Here is a 23,510-nt window from a genome sequence, read left to right as displayed (position 1 = left end):
CTCACGTCCTTCTGGCGTGCAGCAGCAGGATCGAGGCGAGGGACGGCGCCGCGCAGGCGAGCCGGTCCAGGGGACGCAGGGGCCGCGGCACTCCGTGGAACGGCGCCCCTGACAGCCGTACGACGTCGAAGCCCGCGGCCGTGACGAACGCGCGCAGGGCACGCGGTGTGTAGAGCCGCAGGTGGCCCACCACCTCCCGGCCGGGGCGGCCGTGGATCGCGCGCAGGCTCACCTCGGAGAACACGGGCTGCACCCCGGCGAGCAGCAGCGCCCGGTTGTACCAGGCGGCCAGGTTCGGGGTGGAGAGCAGGAGATGGCCTCCCGGGCGCAGGACCCGGCGGATCTCGTCGAGCGCGGCGTCCGGGTCGACGAGGTGCTCGATCACCTCGCTGAACACGACGGCGTCGGCGCTCGCGTCACCGAACGGCAGCCCGTGGCCGGTGAGTTCACCCCGTACGACATGCGGTACGCGGGTCGCGGCCCGGCGCAGGGCGTCCTGCGACCAGTCGACGCCGACGATCCGGTGCCGGTCGGGGAGCAGCCGGGCGGCGGTGGCCGTCGCGGTGCCGTCGCCGCAGCCGATGTCGAGGACCGTGGACCGGGTCCCGGCCAGCGCGGCGGCCAGCACACGGGTCTGGCGCAGGGTGCGCGGGGCGCCCGAGGCGACGGGTGTCGCGGGGTTCTCGTAGAGGTCGCGGAGGTCCTTCGGGTCCTTCAGGGGAGTGGTCATGGTGCCTCCTCCTGTGTCGCGTGGAGGTGGTGCTCGAACAGGTCGCGCAGCCGCGCCCCGTCGCCGTGGCTCAGGAGCGTGCGCGACCAGCGCAGGGCCAGGTGCAGCCGGCCCGCCGTGGACGCGGTGGTGACGGTGAGGCCGCGCGGCATCCGGGCCGGCGCGGAGAACCAGACGGCGCTCGCCCGGCCGCCGTCGCCGAAGTCCAGCGGGTACGGGATGCGGCCGATGTTGCTGAGCAGCGTCGTCGAGGTCCAGGGGCCCGCGGCCGTGCGCAGCGCGCGGGTGGCGGCGGCCCGCCAGGCGACCGGGGCGTACGGGGTGGTCAACAGCGCCGCTCCGTGGCCGAGTTGGGGGCGCACGAGGGATTTGAGGGCGGCGGTGCGGGCCGCTGTCCGCTTCAGCAGTTCCGGGGTCGGGAGGTTCAACTCGGCCGCCCCGAAGGCGACTTCCACCAGCCGGGTGCCGTTGCCGATCGGCATCGAGGCGTCCCGGGGGCGGTCGTCCACCGGCATCGTGATGCGCAGGGGGCGGCGGGGCCGGTGCGCGCCGTGCTCCTCGTTCCAGTCGGCGATCGTGCGGGCCGTGGCGACCATCAGCTGGTCGTTCACCGTGTAGGGGGCGCCCTTGGGCCGGCGTGGCACGGACAGCTCGCAGACGAGGAGGCCGTTGCCCGGCCGGGGCTCGGGCGTGCCCGGGGCGACGCGGGCCGGGCGGGCCCACGACGAGGGTGGGGTCGCCGGGGGTGGGGGTGCGGGAGGTGCGGGAGGTGCGGGTGGCGGGGGCGTGATGGGCGGCGGGCTGTGGTCGCGGCCGCCGTACAGCTCCGCCGCGGTGGCCAGGACGCGCAGGCAGGCGGGGCCGTCGAGCGCGGTGTGGTTGATGGTGAGTACGAGGACGGTGGTGCCAGTGGTGCCAGTGGTGCCGTTGGTGCCGGTGGCACCTGTGGTGCTGGTGGTGTTCGTGCTCGGGGCCTCGATCGCCTCCACGCGGATCGGCGGGGACGTGGTGAGGGGCGGCGCCTCGTCGAGGCACCGGGTGCGGGCCCGCTTGAGCGCGTCGGGGGTCGGGGCGGGGAACGACACCGGGTGGACGTCGGGTCCCTCGGTCAGCTCCCACTCGTACCGCCTGCCGAACCAGCGGCGCTCCGCTTCCCGTACGAGGATGCGGGGGTGCCGGCGCAGTGCCTCGCCGAACGCCGCGCTGAGCCGGGCCGGGTCGAGCCGGCCCGTGAGATGCACCTCGATGTGCACGGTCTCGGGTTCCCGGTCCTGCAGACAGTGCCGGGAGACTTCGTCGACGGTGGGGAAGGGGATCCGCGTGCCCGCGGGGGAGCGGGTGGGCTGGTTGTCCAGGGTGGTCATGACTCGGCCCCTTTGGGGGCGCGGGGAACTGCGCGCTCGGCCCCCACCGGCCCGTCACCCGGCGACGATGCTGAGCCCCCGGGGCTCTGCCCCGGACCCCGCTCCTCGATCGACGGAGGGGCTTGATGGGGCCTGCCCACCGACACCAGCGCCGCGAACAAGGAGATCAGCGCCAAGAGCTGCGCCGCGGAGCTGAACGCACCCTGCCCCTCGCGCACCGGCTCACCGGAGGCCACCGCGGCGACGATCCCGGCGGAGCCCATCGCCAGGAACGCCAGCGGCATCAGCAGCGCGTGCCGCCACCAGGCCACCAGCGCGAGTGCCGGGACCAGCGCCGCCCACGGTCCCGCGATCACCACCCCGATCAGGGTGAGGACCACCGTGCCGAGGATCCAGCCGGGGGCGGGCGGCGGGGCCGTCGCCTCCGGGAGCTCGTCCGGGTCGCGCCGCCACAGCGCGAGGCCCACCAGGAGCACGAGCGCGACCACGGCGCCGATCAGGCCCGCGTCGTACGTCGTCGCCGGCTCGTAGGACAAGGAGATCGTGCCTCCCGCGCCCTCGGGCACGAGCCACGCCTGCTGCCAGCCGTCGAGCCGGAGCGCGGTCAGCTTCTTGCCGTTCAGCGTCGCCTGCCAGCCGTCGTTGGCGTTCTCGTACATGGTCAGGTACGTGGCCTCGCCCGCGCCGACCCGGACCGTGCGCCGGTCGCCGAGCCAGTCGCGGATGACCAGCTCGCGCGAGGTGGCCGTGGCCTTCGGCGCGTCCACCGCGACCGTGCCGGTGAGCGTGACGGACGTCAGCGCCAGGGCGCCCCCGCGCGCCGCCTCGAAGGTGTGCGGGCCCGCGGACAGGTCGAGGCCGCCGCAGAGCGTGATGTCGACCGGGCGGCGCTCGGTGAGGTCGGCGACGGTGCCCTTGGCCGAGGTGCGGTACCGGGTGCCGTCGATCACGACGGCCGGGCCCTTGCCGCAGGGGAGCGTGAACTTCCTTCCGGGGGAGGGCTGTTCGACCCGGTACTGGTCCAGCGTGGGGATGTACGCCTCGGTCAGGCCGACCGGCAGTTGCAGGTCCGCGTCGGCGAGCGGGTTGTGGACCTTGAGCGGCGCCGACTCGGTGATGGTGACGTCGAGCCGGTCGGTGGTGATCGGGTCGAAGGTGGCCACCCCGTTCTCGTCGACGCCCGCGACGGCGGCACCGTCCGGGCTGCTGATCTCGATCTTCTGCGGGCGGGTGGACAGACCCCCGGCCGCGGGGAGCACGAGGGTGGAGACGGGCTGCTTGCCGGGCCAGCGGAGATGAATGGTCGGCCGGTCGCCGCCCGCGACCCAGGCCGTGGTCAGGTCGCCGTCGGTGAGGTTGCGGGCGCTGGTGTCGGTGCCGATCCGGGCCGTGGAGTCCGCGGTGGCAGTGATCCTGCGCTCCTGGTCGGGCGCGACGCCGTAGAGGAGCTTGTCGAGCGCGGCGGTCGGGGTCGGCGTGGCCGTCGCCCGGAACGTGTACCGGCCGGAGTCGTCGGTCGTGAAGGCCCGGCGGAACGACGACTCGGTGTCCGTGAGGGTGAGCGCCCCGCCGCCCGTGGCCCGGTGGAACGTGAACTGGCCGGCGTCTGCCGAGTCCGCGGGCAGCCGCAGCGTGCGCGTCACCCGCACCCCGGGGACACGGATCTCGGAGAAGCCCGCGCCCGTCAGTCCTGGCCGGGCCCGTTCGGTGTCGAGGATCGTCACCTTCAGCCACTTCGCTTCGGAGGACGGCGACTTGACCGTCTGGCGGCTGCCGTCCGGATGGAGGTCGACGGTCGTGGAGCCCTTGTCCGTCTCGATCCGGACGCGGGTGGGTGCCGCCCGCACCCCGTCCTGGGGGAGCGGCGTCACCTGGAGCGTGTCGGGGATGGTGGTGGGCTGGTCGAAGGCGATGCGTAGCCACTGCCCGTTCGCCGAGTCCGGGGACCCCTCCGCCCACGCCGTGTCCGGGTCGCCGTCGAACGCGTTCACCGGGTCGAACTGGGGTAGTTTCAGTAGCCAGTTGCCGTACGAGGACGCGGTGACCGAGCGGGCGCCGTCGATCCGGGCCGTGGTCTGGTGGCCGATGCCCGAGCCGGGCAGGAGCTGCTTCGGTTCCTCGCCGGGGTTGGTGGTGGCGTCCGGGCCGTTGCGCCCGTTCGGTGTGTACGGGTACGAGGTGTTGGCGTTGACCAGGCCGAAGTCGGTGTCCGCGCGGCGCAGACCGTCGACGGCCGTGCTCAGGGCGGGCGTTCCGATGCCGGGATGGTTGTCCCCGGTGAGTACGGCGGGCCGGTCCCGGAAGGCCGGGTCGGCGGAGAGCGGCAGCAGCGACTCGGGGCCGCCGCTGACCTCCGCCGTCGCCCGCACCGGCAGCAGACTCGCCTGCCCCGGGCGCTCGACGGCGGTGTCGGGCGCGTAGATCTCCACGGCGCGCGACCGCGGGTACAGGCCCTCCACCTGGACCGGGGTGTTCTCGGCGATCCGGCCGCCGGTGACGACGGGGCCGAAGCCCGTGACGCGGTGGAAGCCGGACTCGTCGAGGGTGCGCTTGACCGTGGCCGTCGGGACGTAGCCGAACTGGTCCGGGTCGAGGTCGTTGCGGACGACGACGTAGTACAGCCCGGACCGGCTCAAGTAGTCCTGCAGGCCCGGAACTTCGTCTCCCGACATCAGTGCCTGCTCGATCGCGTCGAGGGCGCGCCGGTTGCCCGCGGTGCCGAACGGGACGTAGTCGCGCTGCGCCCACCGCGAGTCGGCCAGCACGTCGAGGGGCTGGTCGATGGGGGAGCCCCAGGTGTAGATGCCGTGGGCCGTCGCCGGGACCACCAGGGCGCGCGAGTCGGGCGAGTACGTGTGCAACCAGTCCGCCGTGGTCTCCCAGTAGGCGGGCAGCCTCTGGAACGGGCCGGGCTGCAGGATCGAGCCGTTGAGGTACGGCCAGGCCAGGCCGGGCAGGATCAGGATCGCGGCGATCAGCGGCGCGTGGCGGCGGCCGCGCACCGGGCGGGCGCCGCGAGGGTCGGCGGCCACGCCCACCAGATGGGCGATCCCCAGCGCGAGCGCCAGCGCGAGACCGGTCTGGAACTTGTACACGTTGCGGAACGGCGACAGGCCGCCGTCCAGCCACGCCCTGACCGTCTCGTGGAAGGGAGCGCCGAGCGAACCCCCGTATCCGGCAAGGGTGATGAGGGCCGCGATCATCACGGTCAGGATCAGCCAGCGGCGCTCCGGGAGGTCGCGGCGGGCCAGCCCGGCCAGACCGAGCCCGGCGGCGAGCGCCGAGCAGACGATGACGACGGCGGCCGTGGCCACCGTCCAGCCCGCCGGCAGCCAGGCGTCACCGAGGTGGAGGTACGCCACCCAGTTGCCCGCGCCGCGCAGGGTCTCCGTCGCCGCCATCGTCTCGGTCGTGGTCTGTGAACTCTCCACGTACGGCAGGAAGTTCTCGCCGTGGATGCCGAGCAGGAGGAGCGGGATCACCCACCACGCCGTCGCGAGCACCACGAGCGGGAACCACCACGCGATCTGCTGCCGTTTACGCGGCGACGGCGGCCGGGACAGCAGATACAGGCCCACGGGAAGCAGCGAGGCGAGCGTCGCCGCCGCGTTCACGCCGCCCATGAACGGGATCAGCAGCGCCGAGCGTGCCGCCGAAACCCGTGGCGTGGTGGCGGAGTTGGCGAGCGGGAGCAGGACCCAGGGCAGGAAGGCGCCGGGCAGGGCCGCCGCCGACGTCGAGCCGACGACGATCGTGAACGTCGGCCACAGCGCGTACGCGACCGCGCCGAGCAGCCTGCCGCCCGGCGAGCCGACCCCGAGCCGTTCCGCGAGCCGCAGCGCGCCCCAGAACGCCGCCGTCACGACGATCGACAGCCACAGCCGCTCGGCCAGCCAGACCGGGACGTGCAGCAGATCGGCCACGCCGTAGTACGGCAGCATCGGGAACGCGTAGCCGATGTACTGGTCGGCGAGGCCGCCGAACCCCGCCCGGTCGTGCCACAACTGGCCCAGGTCCCCGATGAACCGCCACGGGTCGAACGCGACACCGAGCTTCGTCTCGAACGTCGCCCGGCCCGGCCGCACCGCGCAGAACGCCACGAACACCACGGCCCAGAAGGCCAGGAGCCAGCGGCGCGAGCGCGGGGCGGGCTCCGGGTCCGGGCTGGTCGCCGCGGCGGGAGGGGCCTGGACCATGGTCGTCATGGGGGACACCGCCTGAGGATGAGGAGGAGGTTCCAGGTGGCGAACTCGCGCACCCCGGGCACCCGCGCGACCGCCTCGGTGAGGAACGGCCAGTAGCGGGAGCGCGCCGAGACGACCGTGATGTCGTCGCGGGCCCGGACATGGCGCAGCGTCGGCCCGATGTGATGGGCGAAGAGGTTCTCGCCGAAGGTGTGCTTGGGGGCTCTGCCGGTACGCCGCCGGTAGCGGGCCTGCGCCCGGCGGGCGCCCAGATAGTGCCAGGGCGCCCACTCGTGACCGCCCCAGGGGGAGAGCCAGTTGGTGAACGACACGTAGATCAGGCCGCCGGGCCGGGTCACCCGCACCAGCTCGCTGAGGAACGTGTCGCGGTCGGCGACGTGCTCCAGGACGTTCGAGGAGAACGTGACGTCCGCCGACGCGTCGGGCAGCGGCAGCAGATACCCGTCGGCCACCACCGTCGCCGAGGGCGGATCGGAGCCCAACTCCCGTGTGTCGGGTTCGAAGAGGACCCCGGTCGCGCCGCGCGCCCGGAACTCCCGCGTGAAGTGACCGCTGCCGCCGCCCACGTCCACGACGACCTTCCCGGCCACCTTCCCGTACGCCTCGACCTGGTCGGCGGCGTCCCGGGCGAGCAGCGCGTAACAGGTCTCGGGGTCCCGCTGCTCCCGAAGGAACGCCCGGAACAGCGTCAACGACCTCTGCAGGGAAGGGTCTTTGAGGGGCGTGGGCGTCCGAGCCGTCATGGCGTCCAGCCCCTGAGGGGCTGTGCCTGCGCCACCGCCTCCGCCGCGACCGCTCCGAACTGCCGTACCGTGCGCGCCCAGCGGTAGCCGGCGGCGCGTTCCTCCGCCGCCTTGCCCATCAGCTCGCGGCGGTGCGTGGACAGGGCGAGGGTGCACCAGGCCGCCGCGAACGACGACTCCCCGTGCGCCAGCAGCCCGGTGACCCCGTCCTCGACGGAGTCGCGCACCCCGGGGACGTCGAAGCCGACCGCGGGGGTCCCGCGCGCCGCGGCCTCGGTCACCACCAGGCCCCAGCCCTCGACGGCCGACGGGTGCAGCAGCAGCCACGCCTCGCACAACAGCCGGTGCTTGTCGGCCTCCGAGACGTGACCGGTGAACTCCACGTCCGGGCCGGCGAGTTGGCGCAGCCGGCCGGCCTCGGGGCCGTCCCCCACGATCACCAGGCGGCCCCCGGTGACCGGCCGCACCCGCTCCCACAGGCGCAGCAGCAGATCGATCCGCTTGTACTCGACCAGGCGGCCCATCGCCAGGAACAGCGGCTCGGCGGAGCGGCCGGCGCGCGGGCCCGGGTCCTCGACCCCGTTCGGGACCAGCCGGATCCGGGCCGGGTCCACACCGATGGCGTGCAGGGCGTTCGCCGTCGACGGCGACACGGCGACGAGCAGATTGCGCCGCTGAGCCCCGGACAGCGCCCAGTGTTCGAGTCTTCGGCCGAGATGGGCCGCGGGCGCCAGCGGGCCGCGCAGTCGCATCCGCCACAGGTCCGTGTGCACGTGGTTGACCAGGCAGAGGGTGGGGCCGCGATGCCAGAGCGGAGCGAGGTACGGCATGCCGTTGCACACCTCGACCAGCAGATCGCAGTCGCCGACCTGCCGGGCGAACGCCGAGCGGGCGCGCAGATAGTGGCCGGCCTGTCCGCCCGCCGACACGACCCGGTAGTCCCGGAAGGCGCCGTGCGCGGCCGGTCCGCCGCACAGCAGCGTCACCTGGTGGCCGAGGCCGGTCAGCCCGTCGGCCAGCCGGTCGACGAGGAGTTCGGAGCCGCCCGCGGCGGGATTGCCGAGATCGCGGTGGGCGAGGAACACGATCCGGCGCGGGGCTCTCGGGTGCTGGGCGCCCGGTGGGGCGGCGGCGCGCAGCGGTACGGGCACGTGCTGGGGCATAGGTGCTCCAACTCGTCTCAGGGTGCGGAACCTTGAGGGCGTGGGGGGTGTCAGCGGTGTGCGGGCATGGCAGGTGCGGTGCGTGGCGCCGACTCGGCAGGGTGCGGGCTGCCGAGGCGAACCGGCGGGTACTGTGCCGGGGTTGTGCGCGGTCTGTGCACGGGGTGGGGTGGGACAGTTTTCGCCCAGCTGTTCGGCGCGGCTACTCACCCACGTGACAAGTTTCGGGCTTTCCTGACCTGACGTACCGTCACATCGTGGATGTTTCCAGGGTCGTCGGGGACGTATCGGGATCCGGTCGCTCCGGCCCTTCGGAGGTCGTGCGGCCTCCCCTTCCCCGGGCGACGAGAACGGCCCCGGCCACCACGAGGAGCCCGCCCAGCGCACCCGCCACGACAGGCAGCGTCGTCCCGAGCAGGGTGAGGCGGTCGTTGTCGTCCCGGGCGAACGCGACCTGTGCGCGTTGCGTGGCGGGCGTGAACGCGATCTTCTCGCTGTCCAGGAGTACCGCCGCGTCCTTCGTCGAGCCGGGCGCGCGCAGCGTCTTGCGCGGGCCGATCGCCGCGTACAGGATCCGGCCCGTGGTCGGGTCGGCGACGAGCTCGACGCCGTGGTTCGCGTACCACTCCTCGGCCAGCACCTGGCCCTTCCTCGGCTGCCCGACGATCCGGCCCGGCACCAGACGCGAGCCGGTGCGGGCGGCCTCGACGGTGCCGGTGAACCGGTAGCCCTCGAAGCCCTGGACCTTCGTCGTGCCGCTGAACCGGAGCGGGACCGTCGCGCCGAGCGTGTTGTCCCACCAGGTGTACGTGCGCTTCTCCACGTGGAAGGGGAACTTCAGGTACGCCTCGCCCTGGAAGGCGGGCTGTTCGCCGCAGCAGTGCACCGGAGCGTTCGTTCTCCGGTCGGTGACCCAGCGCTCCAGGGTCCACTGCAGCGCGTCGTGCGGATCGGACGCCGGCAGCGACCTGTCGGTGTCGACGGACGTCACGACGTCCCACACCGCCCGCCCGCTGCGCTCGCTCTCGGCGACGTCGCCGCGGACCTGCCGGGTGATCGTGAGGGGCTTGTCCTTCACGGTTCTGATCTTCGCGGTGTCGAAGTAGCTGCCGGTCCCGGTGAACTCCGTCGACGTGTCGATGTCGATGCTGGTGCGCTCGGCGCGCGGCTCCACGTACCAGGCGAGAAGCCCCGCGAGGACGAGCAGGAACGTGCCGAGTCCGACGAGGACCAGCGAGAGGGGTGAGGCTGTTCGGCGCATCCGGCACTCCTGGGAATTCGGGGCGAGTGGGTGGCCTGCCGTTCTGGGCCGGGAACCGTAGACGCACTCTTGACGGGGTGTCAATCAACTGTCGAGACTGGGGAGTTACCGGGACGCACAGGGTGGGGACCGACCTCAGTACGCCGTCAGCACGTCGTCAGTGCTACGCACGAGAGGCTGACCCTGCGATGAACCGACTGCTCTTCGCCGCGCTGTCCGCGGCCGCCGGGGCGGCCCTCGCCGTCGCCGCGGCCTTCGGCGTGCTCGCACTGATCAACGCCACCCCGGACCAGCCGAACACGCCCCTGGTGACGTACGAGACCGCCGGCCAGGGGCGCTGACCGGCCGTGCCCGCCACCGCGCGGTCCGCCTGGTGCGATGTGCCGCGGCTGCAGGTCAAGCAGTTCGCCGCGCTCGCCATGGACGAGGCGCCCCGGCTCGCCCAGGACATCCTCGACGAGGTCCGCCGCGAGTTCCCCGGCCTGCCGACGGTGCTCGGCGCGACGGGGGAGCCCCTCGCCCTGATCGGCATCCGGCGCGCCATCGAGGGCTTCGTGCGCCGCCTCGTGGAGGTGTCGGCCGTACCGGCCGTGCCCACCGCCTCGCCCGCGGACCCCGAACCGCCACAACTGCCCGTCGTGTTCCAGGAGTTCGGCCGAGACCAGAATCTGCACGGGCGCAGCCTCGACTCCCTCCAGGCGATGTACCGGCTCGGCGTGAAACTCGCCTGGCGCCGCCTCGCCGACATCGGCCAGCGCCTGCGCATCCCGCCCCCGGCGATGTACGAACTCGCCGAGTCCGGATACGAGTACCTCGACGGCCTCGTCGACCAGTCCGTCCGCGGGTACGCCGAGGCCGCCGCCCGCCAGGCCGGTGAACGCCTGCGCCAGCAGAGGAAGTTGATGGACCTCCTGCTCAGCGGCAGGTCCGCGGCCCCGCCCGACCCGGTCAAGGTGCTCACCGAACGCGCCGCCCGCATCGGCTGGCCGGTGCCCGAGCGGGTCGCCGTCGGGCTGCTCCTGCGCCCCGCCCGCGACGCCGTCGCCCCGGCCGTCGGCCCCGAGATCCTGCTCGACATGGAGACCGAGCGCCCGCGCCTGGTCGTCCCCGACCCCGACGCGGCGGGCCGCCCCGAGCTGCTGCGCCGCGCCCTGTCCGGCTGGAGCGGCGCCATCGGGCCGCCCGTCGCGCTGCCCGACGCCGCGAAGTCTCTGCGCTGGGCCGAGGCGGCGGTCGCGCTGATGGAGCGGAACCTGCTCCCCGCCACCGACGTCCTGCACTGCACCGAGCACACCCAGGCCCTCGTGCTGCTCCAGCCCGAGGAACTCGTCGACGACCTGGCCCGGCGCGCCCTCGCCCCGCTCGCCCACTGCGGGCCCACCCACGCGCGGCGCCTCGCCGAGACCCTGCTGGCCTGGCTGGAGACCCGCGGCGGAGCCCCCGAGGTGGCGGCCCGGCTCGGCGTCCATCCGCAGACGGTGCGCTACCGGCTGCGCCAGATCCGCGAGCTGTGGGGCGCCGAGGTCGACGACCCGGACCGCCGCTTCGAGCTCGAACTGGTGCTGCGGGCACGGCGTCTTCGGGGCGAGCTCGGACCTGTCTAGGCCGTGGCCGCAACCTTCGCCTCAGTTGAACCATTGCCCGGCCGTCGGCCCTCTGCATAGCCTATGTTCGCTATACCGATCGTCTGTTGAAATATCGAACATAGGGAGGGGATCGGTCGTGGGACGCCTCGTACCAGCCGTGACCCGGGCTCTGGACATCCTGGAGCTCTTCCTGGACGGGGACGGCACGCTGTCCGCCCCCGACATCGTCCGCAAGCTACAGCTGCCGCGCACCACGGTCCACGAGCTCGTCACCACGCTCGCCGCCCGCTCGTACATCGTGCAGGTCCCCGGCCAGCCGGGCCGCTACCGCCTCGGGGTGCGCCCCTACCAGCTCGGCAGCCGGTACGCGGAACAGCTCGACCTCGCCGCCGAGGGCCAGCAGGTCGCCCGCACGGTCGCCGAGACCTGCGACGAGACGGTACACGTCGCGATCCTCGAAGGCACCGATGTCATCTACATCGCCAAGGTCGACTCCACGCACGCGGTGCGCATGGTCTCCGCCGCGGGCCGCCGTCTGCCCGCCCACTGCACCTCGGTCGGCAAGATGCTCCTCGCGTCGCTGCCCGAGCCCGAACTGACCGCCCGCATCCCGGACGGCGTCACGCTCACGGGCATGACCGAGAACTCGATCACCGACCCGGCCGCCCTGCGCGAGGCCCTGCACACGATCCGCGAGCGGGGCGTCGCCGTCGAGAGCCGCGAGTCCAACCCGGACGTCTCCTGCGTCGCCGCGCCCGTGCGCGACCGCACCAACCGGGTCGTCGCCGCCCTCTCCATCTCCGTACCGATGATCCGCTGGACGGACGCCCGCGAGGAGGAGCTGGCGCAGCTCGCCGCGAAGGGCGCGGCCGACCTGTCGGAGCGCCTCGGGCACCGGGGGGCGCCGTGAGCGTCGAGGTGGCGGTGCGGGAGACCGCCGAACTCGGCGAGGGCCCCACCTGGGACCCGGCGGCCCGGCGCCTGATCTGGGTCGACATCCTCGGCTCGCGCGTCCACACGTACGAGCCCGGCGGCGGCCGCCGCACGGTCCTGGCGACCGAGCAGCACGTGGGCGCCGCCAAGCCCCGGAAGGACGGCGGTCTCGTCGTCAACCTCCGTGACGGCATAGGCGGTTACGGCCCTGACGGCGCCTTCGCCTGGCTGCACCGCGACCCGGTCCCCGGGCGCCGCGGGAACGACGCGGCGGTCGCACCCGACGGCGCCCTGTGGGCGGGCTCGATGGCGTACGACGAGACGCCCGGCGGCGGCAACCTGATCCGCCTCGCCCCCGACGGCGCGGCGGCCGAGGTCCTCGACGATGTCACGATCTCCAACGGCACCGGCTGGAGCCCCGACGGCACGCTCATGTACTACGTCGACACGGCCACCAACCGCATCGACGTGTTCGACGTGGCGGGGCAACAGGTCACCAACAGAAGGGAGTTGGCGACCGTCGAGAAGGGCGCCGGCCACCCGGACGGTCTCACCGTCGACGCCGACGGCTGCGTGTGGGTGGCCCTGTGGGACGGCGCGGGCCTGCGCCGTTACACCCCGTCCGGCACGCTCGACCGTGTCGTCCCGCTGCCGGTGCGACGCCCCACGGCCTGCGCCTTCGGCGGGCCCGGCCTGCGCGATCTCTACGTGACGTCGGCGCGGGTGGGCCTTGACCGGCCGGCCCCGCTGGCGGGATCGCTGCTGGTGCTGCCCGAAGCGGGCCAGGGTCTGCCGCAACCCGCCTTCGGGTAAGCCCCGTAAGGGGCGCGAGCACGTACGGACAAGCCGCGGACGCGTCCGCTCATCGACTGAGCGGACGCGTCCGCGGCTTTCGCCTTGCCAGGCCGAAACTTTCCGCTGTCCAACCCATTGACGGTCGAAGCGCTTCAACCATACGGTCCCGTTCGAAGTTACGGGCAGCAGCCGAAATCTCGAACGATCACCTTCGAACAGTAAGGGCAGGGCATGGGACGACCTGGCCTGAACCGCAGGCAACTCCTCGCCGGACTGGGCGGGTTGACCGTCGCCGGCAGCGCCGCCTTCGCGGCGCTCGGGACCGGGGCCGACGCCCTCGCCTCCGGAGCCGACACCCGCGTGCGCTACTGGAACCTCTTCAGCGGCGGCGACGGCGCCAACATGATCGCGATGCTGGACTCCTTCCGGAAGGAGCACCCGGACATCGCGGTGAAGGACTCCACGCTCCAGTGGGGCAACCCCTTCTACACGAAGCTCGCGATGGCCGCCGCGGGCGACCGCGCCCCCGAACTCGGCGTCATGCACCTGGGCCGGGTCGCGGGCTTCTCGCCGGGCCGCCTCCTGGACCCCTGGGACCAGCAGTTGCTCGCCAAGTACGGCGTGCGCAAAGAGGACTACAACCCGGCGCTGTGGAACCGCGGCGTGATCGACGGCAAGCTCTACGCCCTGCCGCTCGACATCCACGTACAACTCTGCTTCTACCGCAGGGACGTACTGAAGAAGGCGGACCTGCTCGGCGACGACGGCCGGATGATCGACGTCAGCTCCACCGACGCGTGGTTCGACGTCCTGAAGAAGGCCAAGAAGGTCCAGAAGAAGGGCCTGCAGACCATCGGCCTGTGGACCAACGACCAGAACTTCCAGTGGTGGTTCTTCGTCGCCTTCTACACCCAGCTCGGCGGCCAGTGGTTCAACGACACCGACACCGAGGTCCTCTTCGACGCCGACAAGGCCACCCAGGTCCTGGAGTTCCTCCGGCAACACGTCACCGACGGCTACGTCATCCCGGGCGCCCCGACCGGCGAACAGTTCATCAACGGAGCCCCCTTCACCTGGGAGGGCAACTGGTCGGTGCCCGTCTTCTCCGGCGCCAAGCTCGACTACGGCGCGACACCGCTGCCGCCCGTCTTCGGCAGGAAGGCCACCCACGCCGAGTCGCACTCCTTCGTCCTGCCGCACCAGGCGGGCCGCGGCGGCGCCACCAACGAGGCCGCGCACGAACTCGCCGCCTACGTCGTCACCCACGCCCAGCAGTGGGCGGCCGGCGGCCACATCCCCGCCTACACGCCGACGCTGTCCACGGCCGCGTACAAGAAGCTCACCCCGCAGAACGAGTACGTGAGCGCCATGGACCACCAGGCCACCGAGCCGAAGGTGTGGTTCGCGGGCTCCACCGGTGTCCTCGCCCAGGACCTCGGCCCGATGGTCGTCTCCTCGACGATGGGCTCGGCCAAGCCCGCCGCGGTGGCGGAGCGCATGAAGAAGGAGCTGGTCAAGCTCCTCGCCTCGAAGAACCCGATGGACGGCACGACTGCCGCGCAGGGAGGTGCGGTCGCATGACGACGACCAGCGCAGAGACGACCGTCGTCCCGCCGTCGCGGGCCAGGAGCGCGACCGCGACGGCGACCGTCCGCCGCAAGCAGGGCTTCCAGCACGGGGGCTGGTTCATCGCCCCGTTCCTGCTGCTCTTCGTCCTGTTCGTGATCTGGCCGCTGGTGCGCGGCATCTACCTCAGCTTCACCGACGCCAACATCTCCGGCGAGAGCGCGAGCTTCGTCGGCCTCGACAACTACCGCGAGGCGCTGGGCGACGCGGCGATGTGGGACGCGCTCGGACACAGCGCGTACTTCACGCTCCTCGTCGTCCCGTGCATCACGGTCCTCGCCTTCTTCCTCGCGATGCTCGCGCACCACATCGAGCGCGGGAAGTGGCTGTGGCGACTCTGCTTCTTCGTCCCGTTCCTGCTGCCGTCGACGGTCGCCGCCAACCTGTGGCAGTGGCTGTTCACCCAGGGCATCGGCCTGTTCAACGAGACCTTCGGGCTCACCACACCATGGCTGACCGACAAGTCGTACGCGATGCTCGCCATCGTCATCGAGACGCTGTGGTGGACGGTCGGCTTCGCCTTCCTGCTCTACCTCGCGGCGCTGCAGGGCATTCCCGTCCACCTCTACGAGGCCGCCAAGCTGGACGGCGCGAACGCCTGGCACCGCATGGTCCACATCACGCTGCCCATGCTCCGCAACATCACGGGCCTCGTCATCGCGCTCCAGATCCTGGCCTCCCTGCAGCTCTTCGACCAGGCCGTCGTGATGATGGACTTCAGCCCGGGGCCGGAACTCTCCACCCGCTCCTTCGTGCAGTACACCCTCGAACAGGGCTTCACCAGCTACCGCGTGGGCTACGCCTCCGCGATGTCCATCATCTTCTTCGTGATCATCGCGGCCGTCGCCCTCGGGCGGATGGTGCTGCTGCGCAACCGTGAGGAGGGCACCCGATGAGCACCACCCAGGTCCGCCTGAAGTCCCGCAAGCCGTGGACGCCCAGCCAGATCGTCCTGACCCTCCTCGGCGTCGCCGTCTCCGCCGTCTTCGTGGCACCGATCGCCGCGGCCCTGTTCACCTCGCTCAAGTCCGAGGCGGAGGCGGCCGAGATCCCGCCGCACTGGCTGCCGAAGGTGTGGACGGGCCAGGCGTGGAAGGCCCTGTGGCAGACCGGCAACGTGTCGAACTGGTTCGTCAACTCCCTGGTCGTGTCGGTCATGGTGACCGCCATCGTCCTCATCGTCGCCGCCCTCGCCGGATACGGCTTCGCCCGCACCGAGTTCCGGGGCAAGTCGGTGCTGATGGGCGTGGTGATGGCGGGCCTGATGATCTCCCCGGCCGTCCTCGGCGTCCCCCTGTTCACCACGGTCCAGCAGATGGGGATGGTCGACACCTACTGGGGCATGATCCTGCCGCAGTGCGCCCCGGCCGCCATGGTCTACATCCTCTACAAGTTCTTCCAGGGCATCCCGCGCGAGCTGGAGGAGGCCGCCTTCATCGACGGCGCGGGCCGTTGGCGCGTCTTCTTCACGATCATCCTGCCGCTGTCCCGCCCCTCGCTCGCGGCGGTCGGCATCTTCACCTTCATCAGCTCGTGGAACAACTTCCTGTGGCCGTACATGGTCACCAACAACCCCGACCTGATGACCATGCCGAACGGCATCGCGACCGTCATGAACTCCTACGGCATCCAGTGGGCCCAGCTCATGGCCGGCGGCCTGATGGCGGGCCTGCCCCTGATCGTCGTCTTCGTCTTCTTCCAGCGGCAGATCGTGGCGGGCGTCGCCCACACGGGATTGGCGGGCCAGTGACCGCACGAAGAGCGCTGGCCGCCGCGGCGGCGGCCGGTTTCCTCGCCGTCCTCCCCAACACGGCCCAGGCGGCGCAGAGTTACCCGGACCCGCAGCCGATCACCGGCCAGCAGATCATCCACGATCCGACCGTCATCAAGCTGAGGGACGGGCGGTACGTCGCGTACTCGACGGGCGGCGTGATCGGCGCCCGCCTCTCGAAGGACCGGGTGAACTGGACGGACGAGGGCAACGCCTTCGCCGAGCCGCCGAGCTGGTGGTACGAGTACAACGACACGGGTGATCCGTGGGCCCCGGACATCTCGTACCGCGACGGCACGTACTGGCTCTACTACGCGGTCTCGTCCTGGGGCACGAACCACTCCGCGATCGGCGTCGCCACGTCCCGCACCGGCCTCCCCGGCACCTGGACCGACCACGGCAAGGTGTTCGCCTCGGAGACGACGGACACCTGGAACGCCATCGACCCGGCGATCGTGCGGGCCGGCGGGAAGCTGTGGATGTCCTTCGGCTCGTACTGGACCGGCATCCGCATGGTCGAGCTCAACCCCCGTACCGGCAAGGCGGTCCCGGGCGCGACGGTCCACCACCTGGCCACCCGCCCCGACGCCCCGTACGCGGTCGAGGGCCCGTCGGTGGTCAAGCACGGCCGCTACTACTACTTGATGGCCTCGTACGACGCCTGCTGCTCCGGCGTGAACTCCACGTACAAGATCCGGGTCGGCCGCTCGACGTCCGTCACCGGCCCGTACGTCGACCGGGACGGCACGCCGATGCTGGACGGCGGCGGCACGCTCCTCCTCGCCGGGCACGGCCGGTTCATCGGCACCGGCGGTGAGTCCGTGTTCCGCGACAAGGGCCGGGACGTCCTCGCCTACCACTACTACGACGCCGAGGACTCCGGCACTCCCAAGCTCGGCCTGAACGACCTCAGTTGGGCCGCGAACGGCTGGCCCGTGCTGAACGACACGAGAGGAAAGCATTGAGTACCGCCCGCTTCACCCTGGACCCCGCCTTCACGGTCGGCACGGTCGACCCGCGCCTGTTCGGCTCGTTCGTCGAGCACCTCGGCCGCTGCGTCTACACCGGCATCTTCGAGCCCGGCCACCCGAGCGCGGACGAGGCGGGCCTGCGCACCGATGTCCTGGACCTCGTACGGGAGTTGGGCGTCACGGCCATCCGCTACCCAGGCGGCAACTTCGTCTCCGGCTACAAGTGGGAGGACTCGGTCGGCCCCGTCGAGGACCGGCCGCGCCGCCTCGACCTGGCCTGGCGCACCACGGAGTCGAACCGCTTCGGCCTCTCCGAGTACATCGCGTTCCTGAAGAAGGTCGGCCCGCAGGCCGAGCCGATGATGGCGGTCAACCTGGGCACGCGCGGCGTCGCCGAGGCCATCGAGCTCCAGGAGTACGCCAACCACCCGCAGGGCACGGCCCTTTCGGACCTGCGCGTCGAGCACGGCGACAAGGACCCCTTCGGCATCCGCCTGTGGTGCCTGGGCAACGAGATGGACGGTCCCTGGCAGACCGGCCACAAGACGGCCGAGGAGTACGGCCGGATCGCCGCCGAGACGGCCCGCGCCATGCGCCAGATCGACAAGGACGTGGAGCTCGTCGCGTGCGGCTCCTCCGGCCAGAGCATGGACACGTTCGCCGAGTGGGAGGCGACGGTCCTCCAGGAGACGTACGACCTGGTCGACTACATCTCCCTCCACGCCTACTACGAGGAGCACGACGGCGACCGCGACTCGTTCCTCGCCTCGGCGGTGGACATGGAGTCGTTCATCGAGAACGTCGTCGCGACCTGCGACCACGTGGGCGCCCGTCTCAAGTCGAAGAAGAAGATCAACCTCTCCTTCGACGAGTGGAACGTCTGGTACATGTCGCGGACGGAGGCCCAGGTCTCCGCCCTCGACTGGCCGGAGGCCCCCCGCCTCCTGGAAGACGTCTACTCGGTCACCGACGCCGTCGTCTTCGGCTCGCTGCTCATCGCGCTGCTGCGGCACGCGGACCGCGTCACGGTCGCCTGCCTCGCCCAGCTGGTCAACGTCATCGCGCCGATCATGACCGAGCCCGGCGGCGCGGCCTGGCGCCAGACGACGTTCTTCCCGTTCGCGCAGGCCGCCAAGTACGGTCGCGGCGAGGTCCTCGACGTACGGGTCGCCTCGCCGACGTACGAGACGAAGCGCCACGGCACGGCCGACCTCCTGCACGCGACGGCGGTCCGCGCCGAGGACGGCACAGTCACCGTCTTCGCCGTCAACCGCAGCCAGACCGAGCCGCTGCCCCTCGAAGTCGCCCTGAACGGCCTTGACCTGACGTCGGTCGTCGAGCACTCGGTCCTGTCCGACGCCGACCCGGACGCCCGCAACACGCTCGCCGACCCGGAGCGGGTGGCACCGCACGCGGCGACGGGGACGGTCCTGGCGGACGGGGTGCTGAAGGCAGGGCTCGAGCCGCTGTCGTGGAACGTGATCCGGCTCGGCTGAGCCGCCGACGGGTGCGGCCGGAGGTCTCTCCGGCCGCCCTGTTGTCAGTCCTTGGAACGTGCCGGCTCATAGGCCTCGCGGACGCTTGCCGGTACACGGCCCCGGTTGTGCACGACGTAGCCGTGCGCACGGGCCCAGGCGTGGATGGCGTTCGTGTCCTGCTGCCCGCCGGGGCGCGGTGCGGTGGACGGTGCGAAGGAGGGACCGGTCGGCAGGCCTTCGGGGAACAGCGGTACCCGGATGCGGCCGCTGAGCACGGCGGTCAGGGAGGCGACCAGGCCGCTGCCCTCCTCGAAGGTGAACCACCCAGGACCGTCACGCTCGCTCACCGCGACGCGCCACCGGTCAGGCTCGTCGCGCGGCTCGGTGACCCAGAGCAGGTGGTGGGTGTTGGTCACACCAAGGGCGAACAGGCTGTGCGGATCGTGTGGTACGGGCCGGCCGTTCTCCCGGGCCTCCAGCAACCGGCGGCCGACGGTGTCGGCCATGGGCCCGGTCAGCGAGAGCCATTCGGTACTGCCGAGCGGATGCCGCACGTCGATGAAGTCGCCGAACGAGCCCGGCCCGTACGTGTCGCAGAGCCACTTGTAATCGGCGGGGAGGTGTACGCCGAGCGCGGCCTCCGTCGCGGGCCAGTCGGTCGTCGGAGGCGTATCGGCGGGCGGCGGGCACAACCGGGTCAGGTCGTCGAGCGCGGTCATGCGGTGGACGTTACTGGAAGCTGAGCCGGTGCGGATGCGCAGGGTTCGCGGGGCAGGTGAAGACGCGCATCTCGTCGCGGCCCAGGTGCACCCCGGTCGGGGTGGCGGCGCCCGGGACGCCGATCGACTCCCGGTCCTCGTGAGGCACCCAGGTGGTGATGCCGTCCCACTCCCCGGCGTCGACCGTGAGCAGCGGCCGCATCGGCGTACCGCAGGAGCCGCAGTCGACGCGGGCCGGGTCGGTGAGATGCCACGAGGCGTAGCCGCCGACCTTCCAGCCCGGGGCGATGGACAGGTGGTGCCAGTAGGAGAGGATCTCGGGCTGTTCGGGGTAGGCCGCCGCGGCCGCCTGATACTCCTCGTAGGAGGCGAAGTCGCGGTAGTCGGGCTCGCCCTCCGCCCACGCCTCCTCCCGCCCCGTCTGCGAGTCCTCCCAGGCGTGGACGGCCTTGCGGAGCTTGCGAGGCAGCAGGTCCGCGTACTCGTACTCCACGATCCGCTCGGGGTCGAGCACGCACGGCCGGGGGACGCACGCCTCGCGGCCCACGACCTCGGGCGCCGGCAGGCCGTCGCCCGGCAGCGGATCGACGACGTCCGCCGCGCGCCGCCACCGCAGGACGACCTCGACGGTCCGGTCCGGGCCGTGCGCCTCGAACGGACACCACAGCACCTGAAGCAGATCGCAGCCGTCCGGGCCCGCGGGCAGATCCGGTACGTCGCGGGCGTACAGCTGTGCCGCGGCCAGCAGCGGGACCGGGTCCTCGTCGGCGATCCAGGGCGCGTGCTTGCCGCGCCGCGCGCCGTCACCGGCGCGTACGTCCGCCAGCAGGTACCCCCGCCCCTTGCGGTGCGGCGCCGTGCACACCGGCCAGGGCTCGCCGGCCGGCCACAGCAGCGGGCCGCCCACCGAACTCTCCGCGACCGTCGGCGTTCCCGGCCGCGGATGCAGGCGCGTACAGGTGCGCCGGTGCGCCTCGATACCGGGGAAGAGCGCCTCCGGGTCGAGGGGGCGCGGGGGAGTCGTGCGGGTCACGGGGCGGGGGTCTCCACTGTCCGGGTTCTGTCGAGATGCTGTCGGGTTGCCGTGAACCAGTGTGCCGCCTGTGAGCCAGGTCAACTACCGCCCATCTACTGCTCGTCGAACCGACCGGATTGCGCAAAGCGGAGGTCTGGATTCACTCACCACCCTGTTGAGGTGCACGCGCCAAGCAGATGATCGTGCGCAGCCGCCGAGGACAGCGCATCGGCGGCCATGACACCCGCACTGCCCCTGTCCACCCTTCTCAGGAGGCTGTACGTTGCGTGACTCCATCCCCCCAAGACGGCACCGCGGTCGTCGCCGCACAGGCGCCGGCATCGTCGGCGTCGCGGCCCTCGTGTTCGCCGGGCTCGGCACGGCCGCCCAGGCAGACGCCGCCACCTCGCCCACCCCGCACGTGACCTGGAAGCGGGCCTGCTCCGCGCCCGCCAAGGCCGGCGAGATGGCCTGCGGCGCCAAGCGCGTGACCGGCGGCACCACCGCGTACGCACTCCAGCGCGCCAAGGCCGGGCACGCCGCCCCGGACGCGGCCGACGCGTCCACCCCCTCCGGGTACGGCCCCGCCGACCTCCAGGCCGCGTACGGGCTGACCTCGGCGGCCGCGGCCAACGGCACCGGTGAGACGATCGCCGTCGTCGACGCCTACGACGACCCGAACGCCGAGGCGGACCTCGCCAAGTACCGCTCCAACTACGGCCTTTCGGCCTGCACCACGGCCAACGGCTGCTTCAAGAAGGTCAGCCAGACCGGCTCCACGACCTCGCTGCCGAGAGCCGACAGCGGCTGGGCCGAGGAGATCTCCCTCGACCTCGACATGGCGAGCGCGGTCTGCCCGAAGTGCAGCATCCTGCTCGTGGAGGCCAAGTCCGCGACGATGGCCAACCTCGGCACCGCCGTGAACCGGGCCGTCACCCTCGGCGCCAAGTACGTCTCCAACAGCTACGGCGGCTCCGAGTCGTCCTCGGACAGCTCCTACGACTCCTCGTACTTCAACCACCCGGGCGTCGCCATCACCGTCAGCGCGGGCGACGAGGGCTACGGCGCCGAGTACCCGGCGGCCTCCCGCTACGTCACCGCCGTCGGCGGCACCGCCCTCACCAAGGCCACCTCCACCACCCGCGGGTGGACCGAATCCGTGTGGCGGACCAGCAGCACCGAGGGCACCGGCTCGGGCTGCTCCGCGTACGACACCAAGCCCACCTGGCAGACCGACACCGGCTGCGCGAAGCGGACGATCGCGGACGTCGCGGCGGTCGCCGACCCGGCCACCGGCGTCTCCGTCTACGACTCGTACGGCATCACGGCGGGCTGGTACACCTTCGGCGGCACCAGCGCCTCCTCGCCGATCATCGCGGCGGTCTACGCGCTCGGCGGCACCCCGTCGTCCGGCTCGTACCCGGCGAAGTTCCCGTACACCGTGGCCGGGACCTCCGCCCTGAACGACGTGACGTCCGGCAACAACGGCAGCTGCTCCGGCAGTTACCTGTGCACCGCGACGACCGGTTACGACGGGCCGACCGGATGGGGCACGCCTCAGGGCGTGTCCGGCTTCACCGGCTGATCGTCACCAATTGATCACGGGGTGACGGGGGAACGGGGGCGGGGCGCGGGTCACGGCGGGGAAGCGCCGTGACCCGCACCCTCATGCCCGTCCGCCTGCTGAGATCCATCGGCCTTTCATACCTTTCCCCTAGGGAAGGTGTGCATAGTGGCGGCCATGGACTTCTCGTGGACGATCGTCGTCGCCGGGGCCCTGGTCGGGCTCGCGGTGGGCCTCACCGGTATGGGCGGGGGCGCCCTGATGACCCCGATCATGGTCATGTTCTTCGGGGTCAACCCCACCGCCGCCATCGGCAGCGACCTGGCGACGTCCCTGTTCATGAAGCCCTTCGGCGCCGCCGTGCACCACAGAGCGGGCACGATCCGCTGGGACATCGTCCGCTGGCTGCTGCCCACCGCCCTGCCCGCCGCCTTCGGCGGAGCCCTGCTCCTCCAGGCGCTCGGCGACGGCGAGACGCTCCAGACGCGGGTGAAGTACGTCATCGGCGGCGCCCTGCTGCTCGCCGTCATCGGCATGGTCGCCCGGATGTGCCTCGACCGGCGCCGCGGCCTCGGCTCCGACACCGCCGAGGACGCCGACGTGCGGGTCAGGCCGGTCGCCACTCTGCTGATCGGGCTCGTCGGCGGTGTCGTGGTGGGGATGACCTCGGTCGGCTCCGGCTCCCTGATCATCGTCATGCTGATGCTCGCCCACCCCCGGCTCAAGGCGAACCACCTGGTCGGCACCGACCTGGTGCAGGCCGTCCCGCTGGTCGGCGCCGCCGCCCTCGGCCACTTCCTCGTCGGCGACGTCTCCCTCGGCCTCGCCGGCACCCTGCTGATCGGCGCGATACCGGGCGTCGTGGCCGGGGCCCTGCTCTCCACCCGCGTCTCGGGCGCCGCGCTGCGCTGGGCCCTGATCGTGCTGCTGACCGGCTCGGGTCTCGCCATGTGGGGCGTCTCGGGCATGCCGCTGGTCCTGGTCTGCGTGGCGGTCGCGGCCGTGGGGGTCACGGTGACCCTGCGCACCCGTAAGGCCCCGCGGCCCGAGAAGACGGACGCCGACGACACCCGGACCGAGGAACGCGAACCGTCCCCGACAATGACTGCATGAGGATTTCAGCCCGAGCCGACTACGCCGTGCGCGCGAGCCTGGAACTGGCCGTCCGCGCCTGCGACGAACCGGTCAAGGCGGAGACCGTCTCCGCGGCCCAGGACATCCCGCACAAGTTCCTGGAGGGCATCCTCAGCGACCTGCGGCGCGGCGGCATCGTCGTCAGCCGCCGCGGCGGCAACGGCGGCTACCTGCTGGCCCGCGCCGCCGACACGATCACCGTCGCCGACGTCGTCCGCGCCGTCGAGGGCCCCATCGTCTCCGTGCGCGGCGAGCGGCCCAGCGCCCTCGCCTACACCGGCGCCGCCGAACCGCTGCTCCCGCTGTGGGTGGCCCTGCGCGCCAACGTCCGCAAGATCCTCGAAGGCGTCACGCTCGCCGACCTCGCCCACGACCGGCTCCCGGACCCGGTCCGCCAGCTGGCCGAGGACCCGGCGGCCTGGCACAACCCCTGAGCTCTGAGCGGGGTCACG

At 72.1% G+C, this 23,510-nt stretch carries 19 protein-coding genes and 1 pseudogene; 12 read left to right on the top strand and 8 right to left on the bottom strand.

The genetic code is table 11. The features are described from left to right. Window position 1 precedes the first annotated feature (1 nt). The 6 genes from B072_RS0115815 to B072_RS0115790 form a co-directional block, all read right to left on the bottom strand. Window positions 2-730, bottom strand: a complete 729-nt coding sequence (locus tag B072_RS0115815; RefSeq protein ID WP_018530936.1) for a class I SAM-dependent methyltransferase — start codon at window positions 728-730, stop codon at window positions 2-4. After that, entirely contained in the window at window positions 727-2,094 is a 1,368-nt protein-coding gene (locus tag B072_RS0115810) for a hypothetical protein (RefSeq protein WP_018530935.1), read from the bottom strand. The genes B072_RS0115815 and B072_RS0115810 overlap by 4 nt, the downstream gene beginning before the upstream one ends. Continuing rightward, window positions 2,091-6,299 carry an alpha-(1->3)-arabinofuranosyltransferase domain-containing protein gene (locus B072_RS0115805; protein ID WP_018530934.1) on the bottom strand — a complete coding sequence of 1,403 codons (4,209 nt, stop codon included), beginning with the start codon at window positions 6,297-6,299 and terminating at the stop codon, window positions 2,091-2,093. The genes B072_RS0115810 and B072_RS0115805 overlap by 4 nt, the downstream gene beginning before the upstream one ends. Beyond that, window positions 6,296-7,042: a class I SAM-dependent methyltransferase gene (locus B072_RS0115800; protein WP_063746447.1), complete on the bottom strand. Its 747-nt coding sequence runs from the start codon at window positions 7,040-7,042 to the stop codon at window positions 6,296-6,298. Before B072_RS0115800 ends, B072_RS0115805 begins: the two co-directional genes overlap by 4 nt. Beyond that, window positions 7,039-8,205, bottom strand: a complete 1,167-nt coding sequence (locus B072_RS0115795) for a glycosyltransferase family 4 protein (protein ID WP_018530932.1) — start codon at window positions 8,203-8,205, stop codon at window positions 7,039-7,041. Before B072_RS0115795 ends, B072_RS0115800 begins: the two co-directional genes overlap by 4 nt. 250 nt (window positions 8,206-8,455) lie before the next feature. Further along, window positions 8,456-9,466 (bottom strand): DUF3068 domain-containing protein, encoded by a 1,011-nt coding sequence (locus B072_RS0115790; RefSeq protein ID WP_018530931.1) that lies wholly within the window; start codon window positions 9,464-9,466, stop codon window positions 8,456-8,458. Window positions 9,467-9,654: 188 nt separating this feature from the next. Between B072_RS0115790 and B072_RS48685 the strand changes: the two genes are divergently transcribed. From B072_RS48685 to B072_RS0115745, 9 genes are all read left to right on the top strand, one after another. Continuing rightward, window positions 9,655-9,807, top strand: coding sequence for a hypothetical protein (locus tag B072_RS48685; RefSeq protein ID WP_018530930.1), 153 nt, complete (start codon window positions 9,655-9,657; stop codon window positions 9,805-9,807). 6 nt (window positions 9,808-9,813) lie between these two features. Beyond that, a complete protein-coding gene (locus B072_RS0115780; RefSeq protein ID WP_018530929.1) occupies window positions 9,814-11,070 on the top strand; it encodes a PucR family transcriptional regulator in 1,257 nt (418 codons plus the stop codon). A 118-nt stretch (window positions 11,071-11,188) separates the two neighbouring features. Further along, on the top strand, window positions 11,189-11,962 hold the full coding sequence (locus B072_RS0115775; RefSeq protein ID WP_026245882.1) for an IclR family transcriptional regulator: 774 nt from the start codon (window positions 11,189-11,191) through the stop codon (window positions 11,960-11,962). Beyond that, entirely contained in the window at window positions 11,959-12,798 is an 840-nt protein-coding gene (locus B072_RS0115770) for an SMP-30/gluconolactonase/LRE family protein (RefSeq protein ID WP_018530927.1), read from the top strand. The genes B072_RS0115775 and B072_RS0115770 overlap by 4 nt, the downstream gene beginning before the upstream one ends. A gap of 213 nt (window positions 12,799-13,011) precedes the next feature. Beyond that, window positions 13,012-14,361, top strand: coding sequence for an extracellular solute-binding protein (locus B072_RS0115765; RefSeq protein ID WP_026245881.1), 1,350 nt, complete (start codon window positions 13,012-13,014; stop codon window positions 14,359-14,361). Continuing rightward, window positions 14,358-15,302 (top strand): carbohydrate ABC transporter permease, encoded by a 945-nt coding sequence (locus tag B072_RS0115760; protein WP_018530925.1) that lies wholly within the window; start codon window positions 14,358-14,360, stop codon window positions 15,300-15,302. The genes B072_RS0115765 and B072_RS0115760 overlap by 4 nt, the downstream gene beginning before the upstream one ends. Beyond that, on the top strand, window positions 15,299-16,156 hold the full coding sequence (locus tag B072_RS0115755) for a carbohydrate ABC transporter permease (RefSeq protein ID WP_018530924.1): 858 nt from the start codon (window positions 15,299-15,301) through the stop codon (window positions 16,154-16,156). Before B072_RS0115760 ends, B072_RS0115755 begins: the two co-directional genes overlap by 4 nt. Beyond that, the gene (locus tag B072_RS0115750) at window positions 16,153-17,142 is read left to right on the top strand and encodes an arabinan endo-1,5-alpha-L-arabinosidase (RefSeq protein ID WP_018530923.1); all 990 of its coding nucleotides are present in this window, start codon (window positions 16,153-16,155) and stop codon (window positions 17,140-17,142) included. Before B072_RS0115755 ends, B072_RS0115750 begins: the two co-directional genes overlap by 4 nt. Then, entirely contained in the window at window positions 17,139-18,644 is a 1,506-nt protein-coding gene (locus tag B072_RS0115745; RefSeq protein WP_018530922.1) for an alpha-N-arabinofuranosidase, read from the top strand. Before B072_RS0115750 ends, B072_RS0115745 begins: the two co-directional genes overlap by 4 nt. Before the next feature lie 44 nt (window positions 18,645-18,688). Here B072_RS0115745 and B072_RS49170 read toward each other — a convergent pair. Beyond that, window positions 18,689-18,814 (bottom strand): annotated as a pseudogene (locus B072_RS49170) (Lsr2 family DNA-binding protein); the annotation flags it as partial. A 541-nt stretch (window positions 18,815-19,355) separates the two neighbouring features. Next, the gene (locus B072_RS0115735) at window positions 19,356-20,378 is read right to left on the bottom strand and encodes a hypothetical protein (RefSeq protein WP_018530920.1); all 1,023 of its coding nucleotides are present in this window, start codon (window positions 20,376-20,378) and stop codon (window positions 19,356-19,358) included. Between the two features lie 265 nt (window positions 20,379-20,643). Here B072_RS0115735 and B072_RS0115730 point away from each other — a divergent pair, with 265 nt between their 5' ends. From B072_RS0115730 to B072_RS0115720, 3 genes are all read left to right on the top strand, one after another. Next, window positions 20,644-21,945, top strand: coding sequence for a S53 family peptidase (locus tag B072_RS0115730; RefSeq protein ID WP_018530919.1), 1,302 nt, complete (start codon window positions 20,644-20,646; stop codon window positions 21,943-21,945). Between the two features lie 156 nt (window positions 21,946-22,101). Further along, on the top strand, window positions 22,102-23,037 hold the full coding sequence (locus B072_RS0115725; protein ID WP_051127198.1) for a sulfite exporter TauE/SafE family protein: 936 nt from the start codon (window positions 22,102-22,104) through the stop codon (window positions 23,035-23,037). After that, window positions 23,034-23,492 (top strand): RrF2 family transcriptional regulator, encoded by a 459-nt coding sequence (locus B072_RS0115720; protein WP_026245880.1) that lies wholly within the window; start codon window positions 23,034-23,036, stop codon window positions 23,490-23,492. The genes B072_RS0115725 and B072_RS0115720 overlap by 4 nt, the downstream gene beginning before the upstream one ends. Window positions 23,493-23,510: the final 18 nt, after the last annotated feature.

Source organism: Streptomyces sp. HmicA12 (genome assembly GCF_000373565.1).
In the GTDB taxonomy this organism is placed as follows: Bacteria; Actinomycetota; Actinomycetes; order Streptomycetales; family Streptomycetaceae; genus Streptomyces.
Note: the sequence above shows the minus strand (reverse complement) of the source record. Positions and strands in the feature narration are given on the sequence as shown.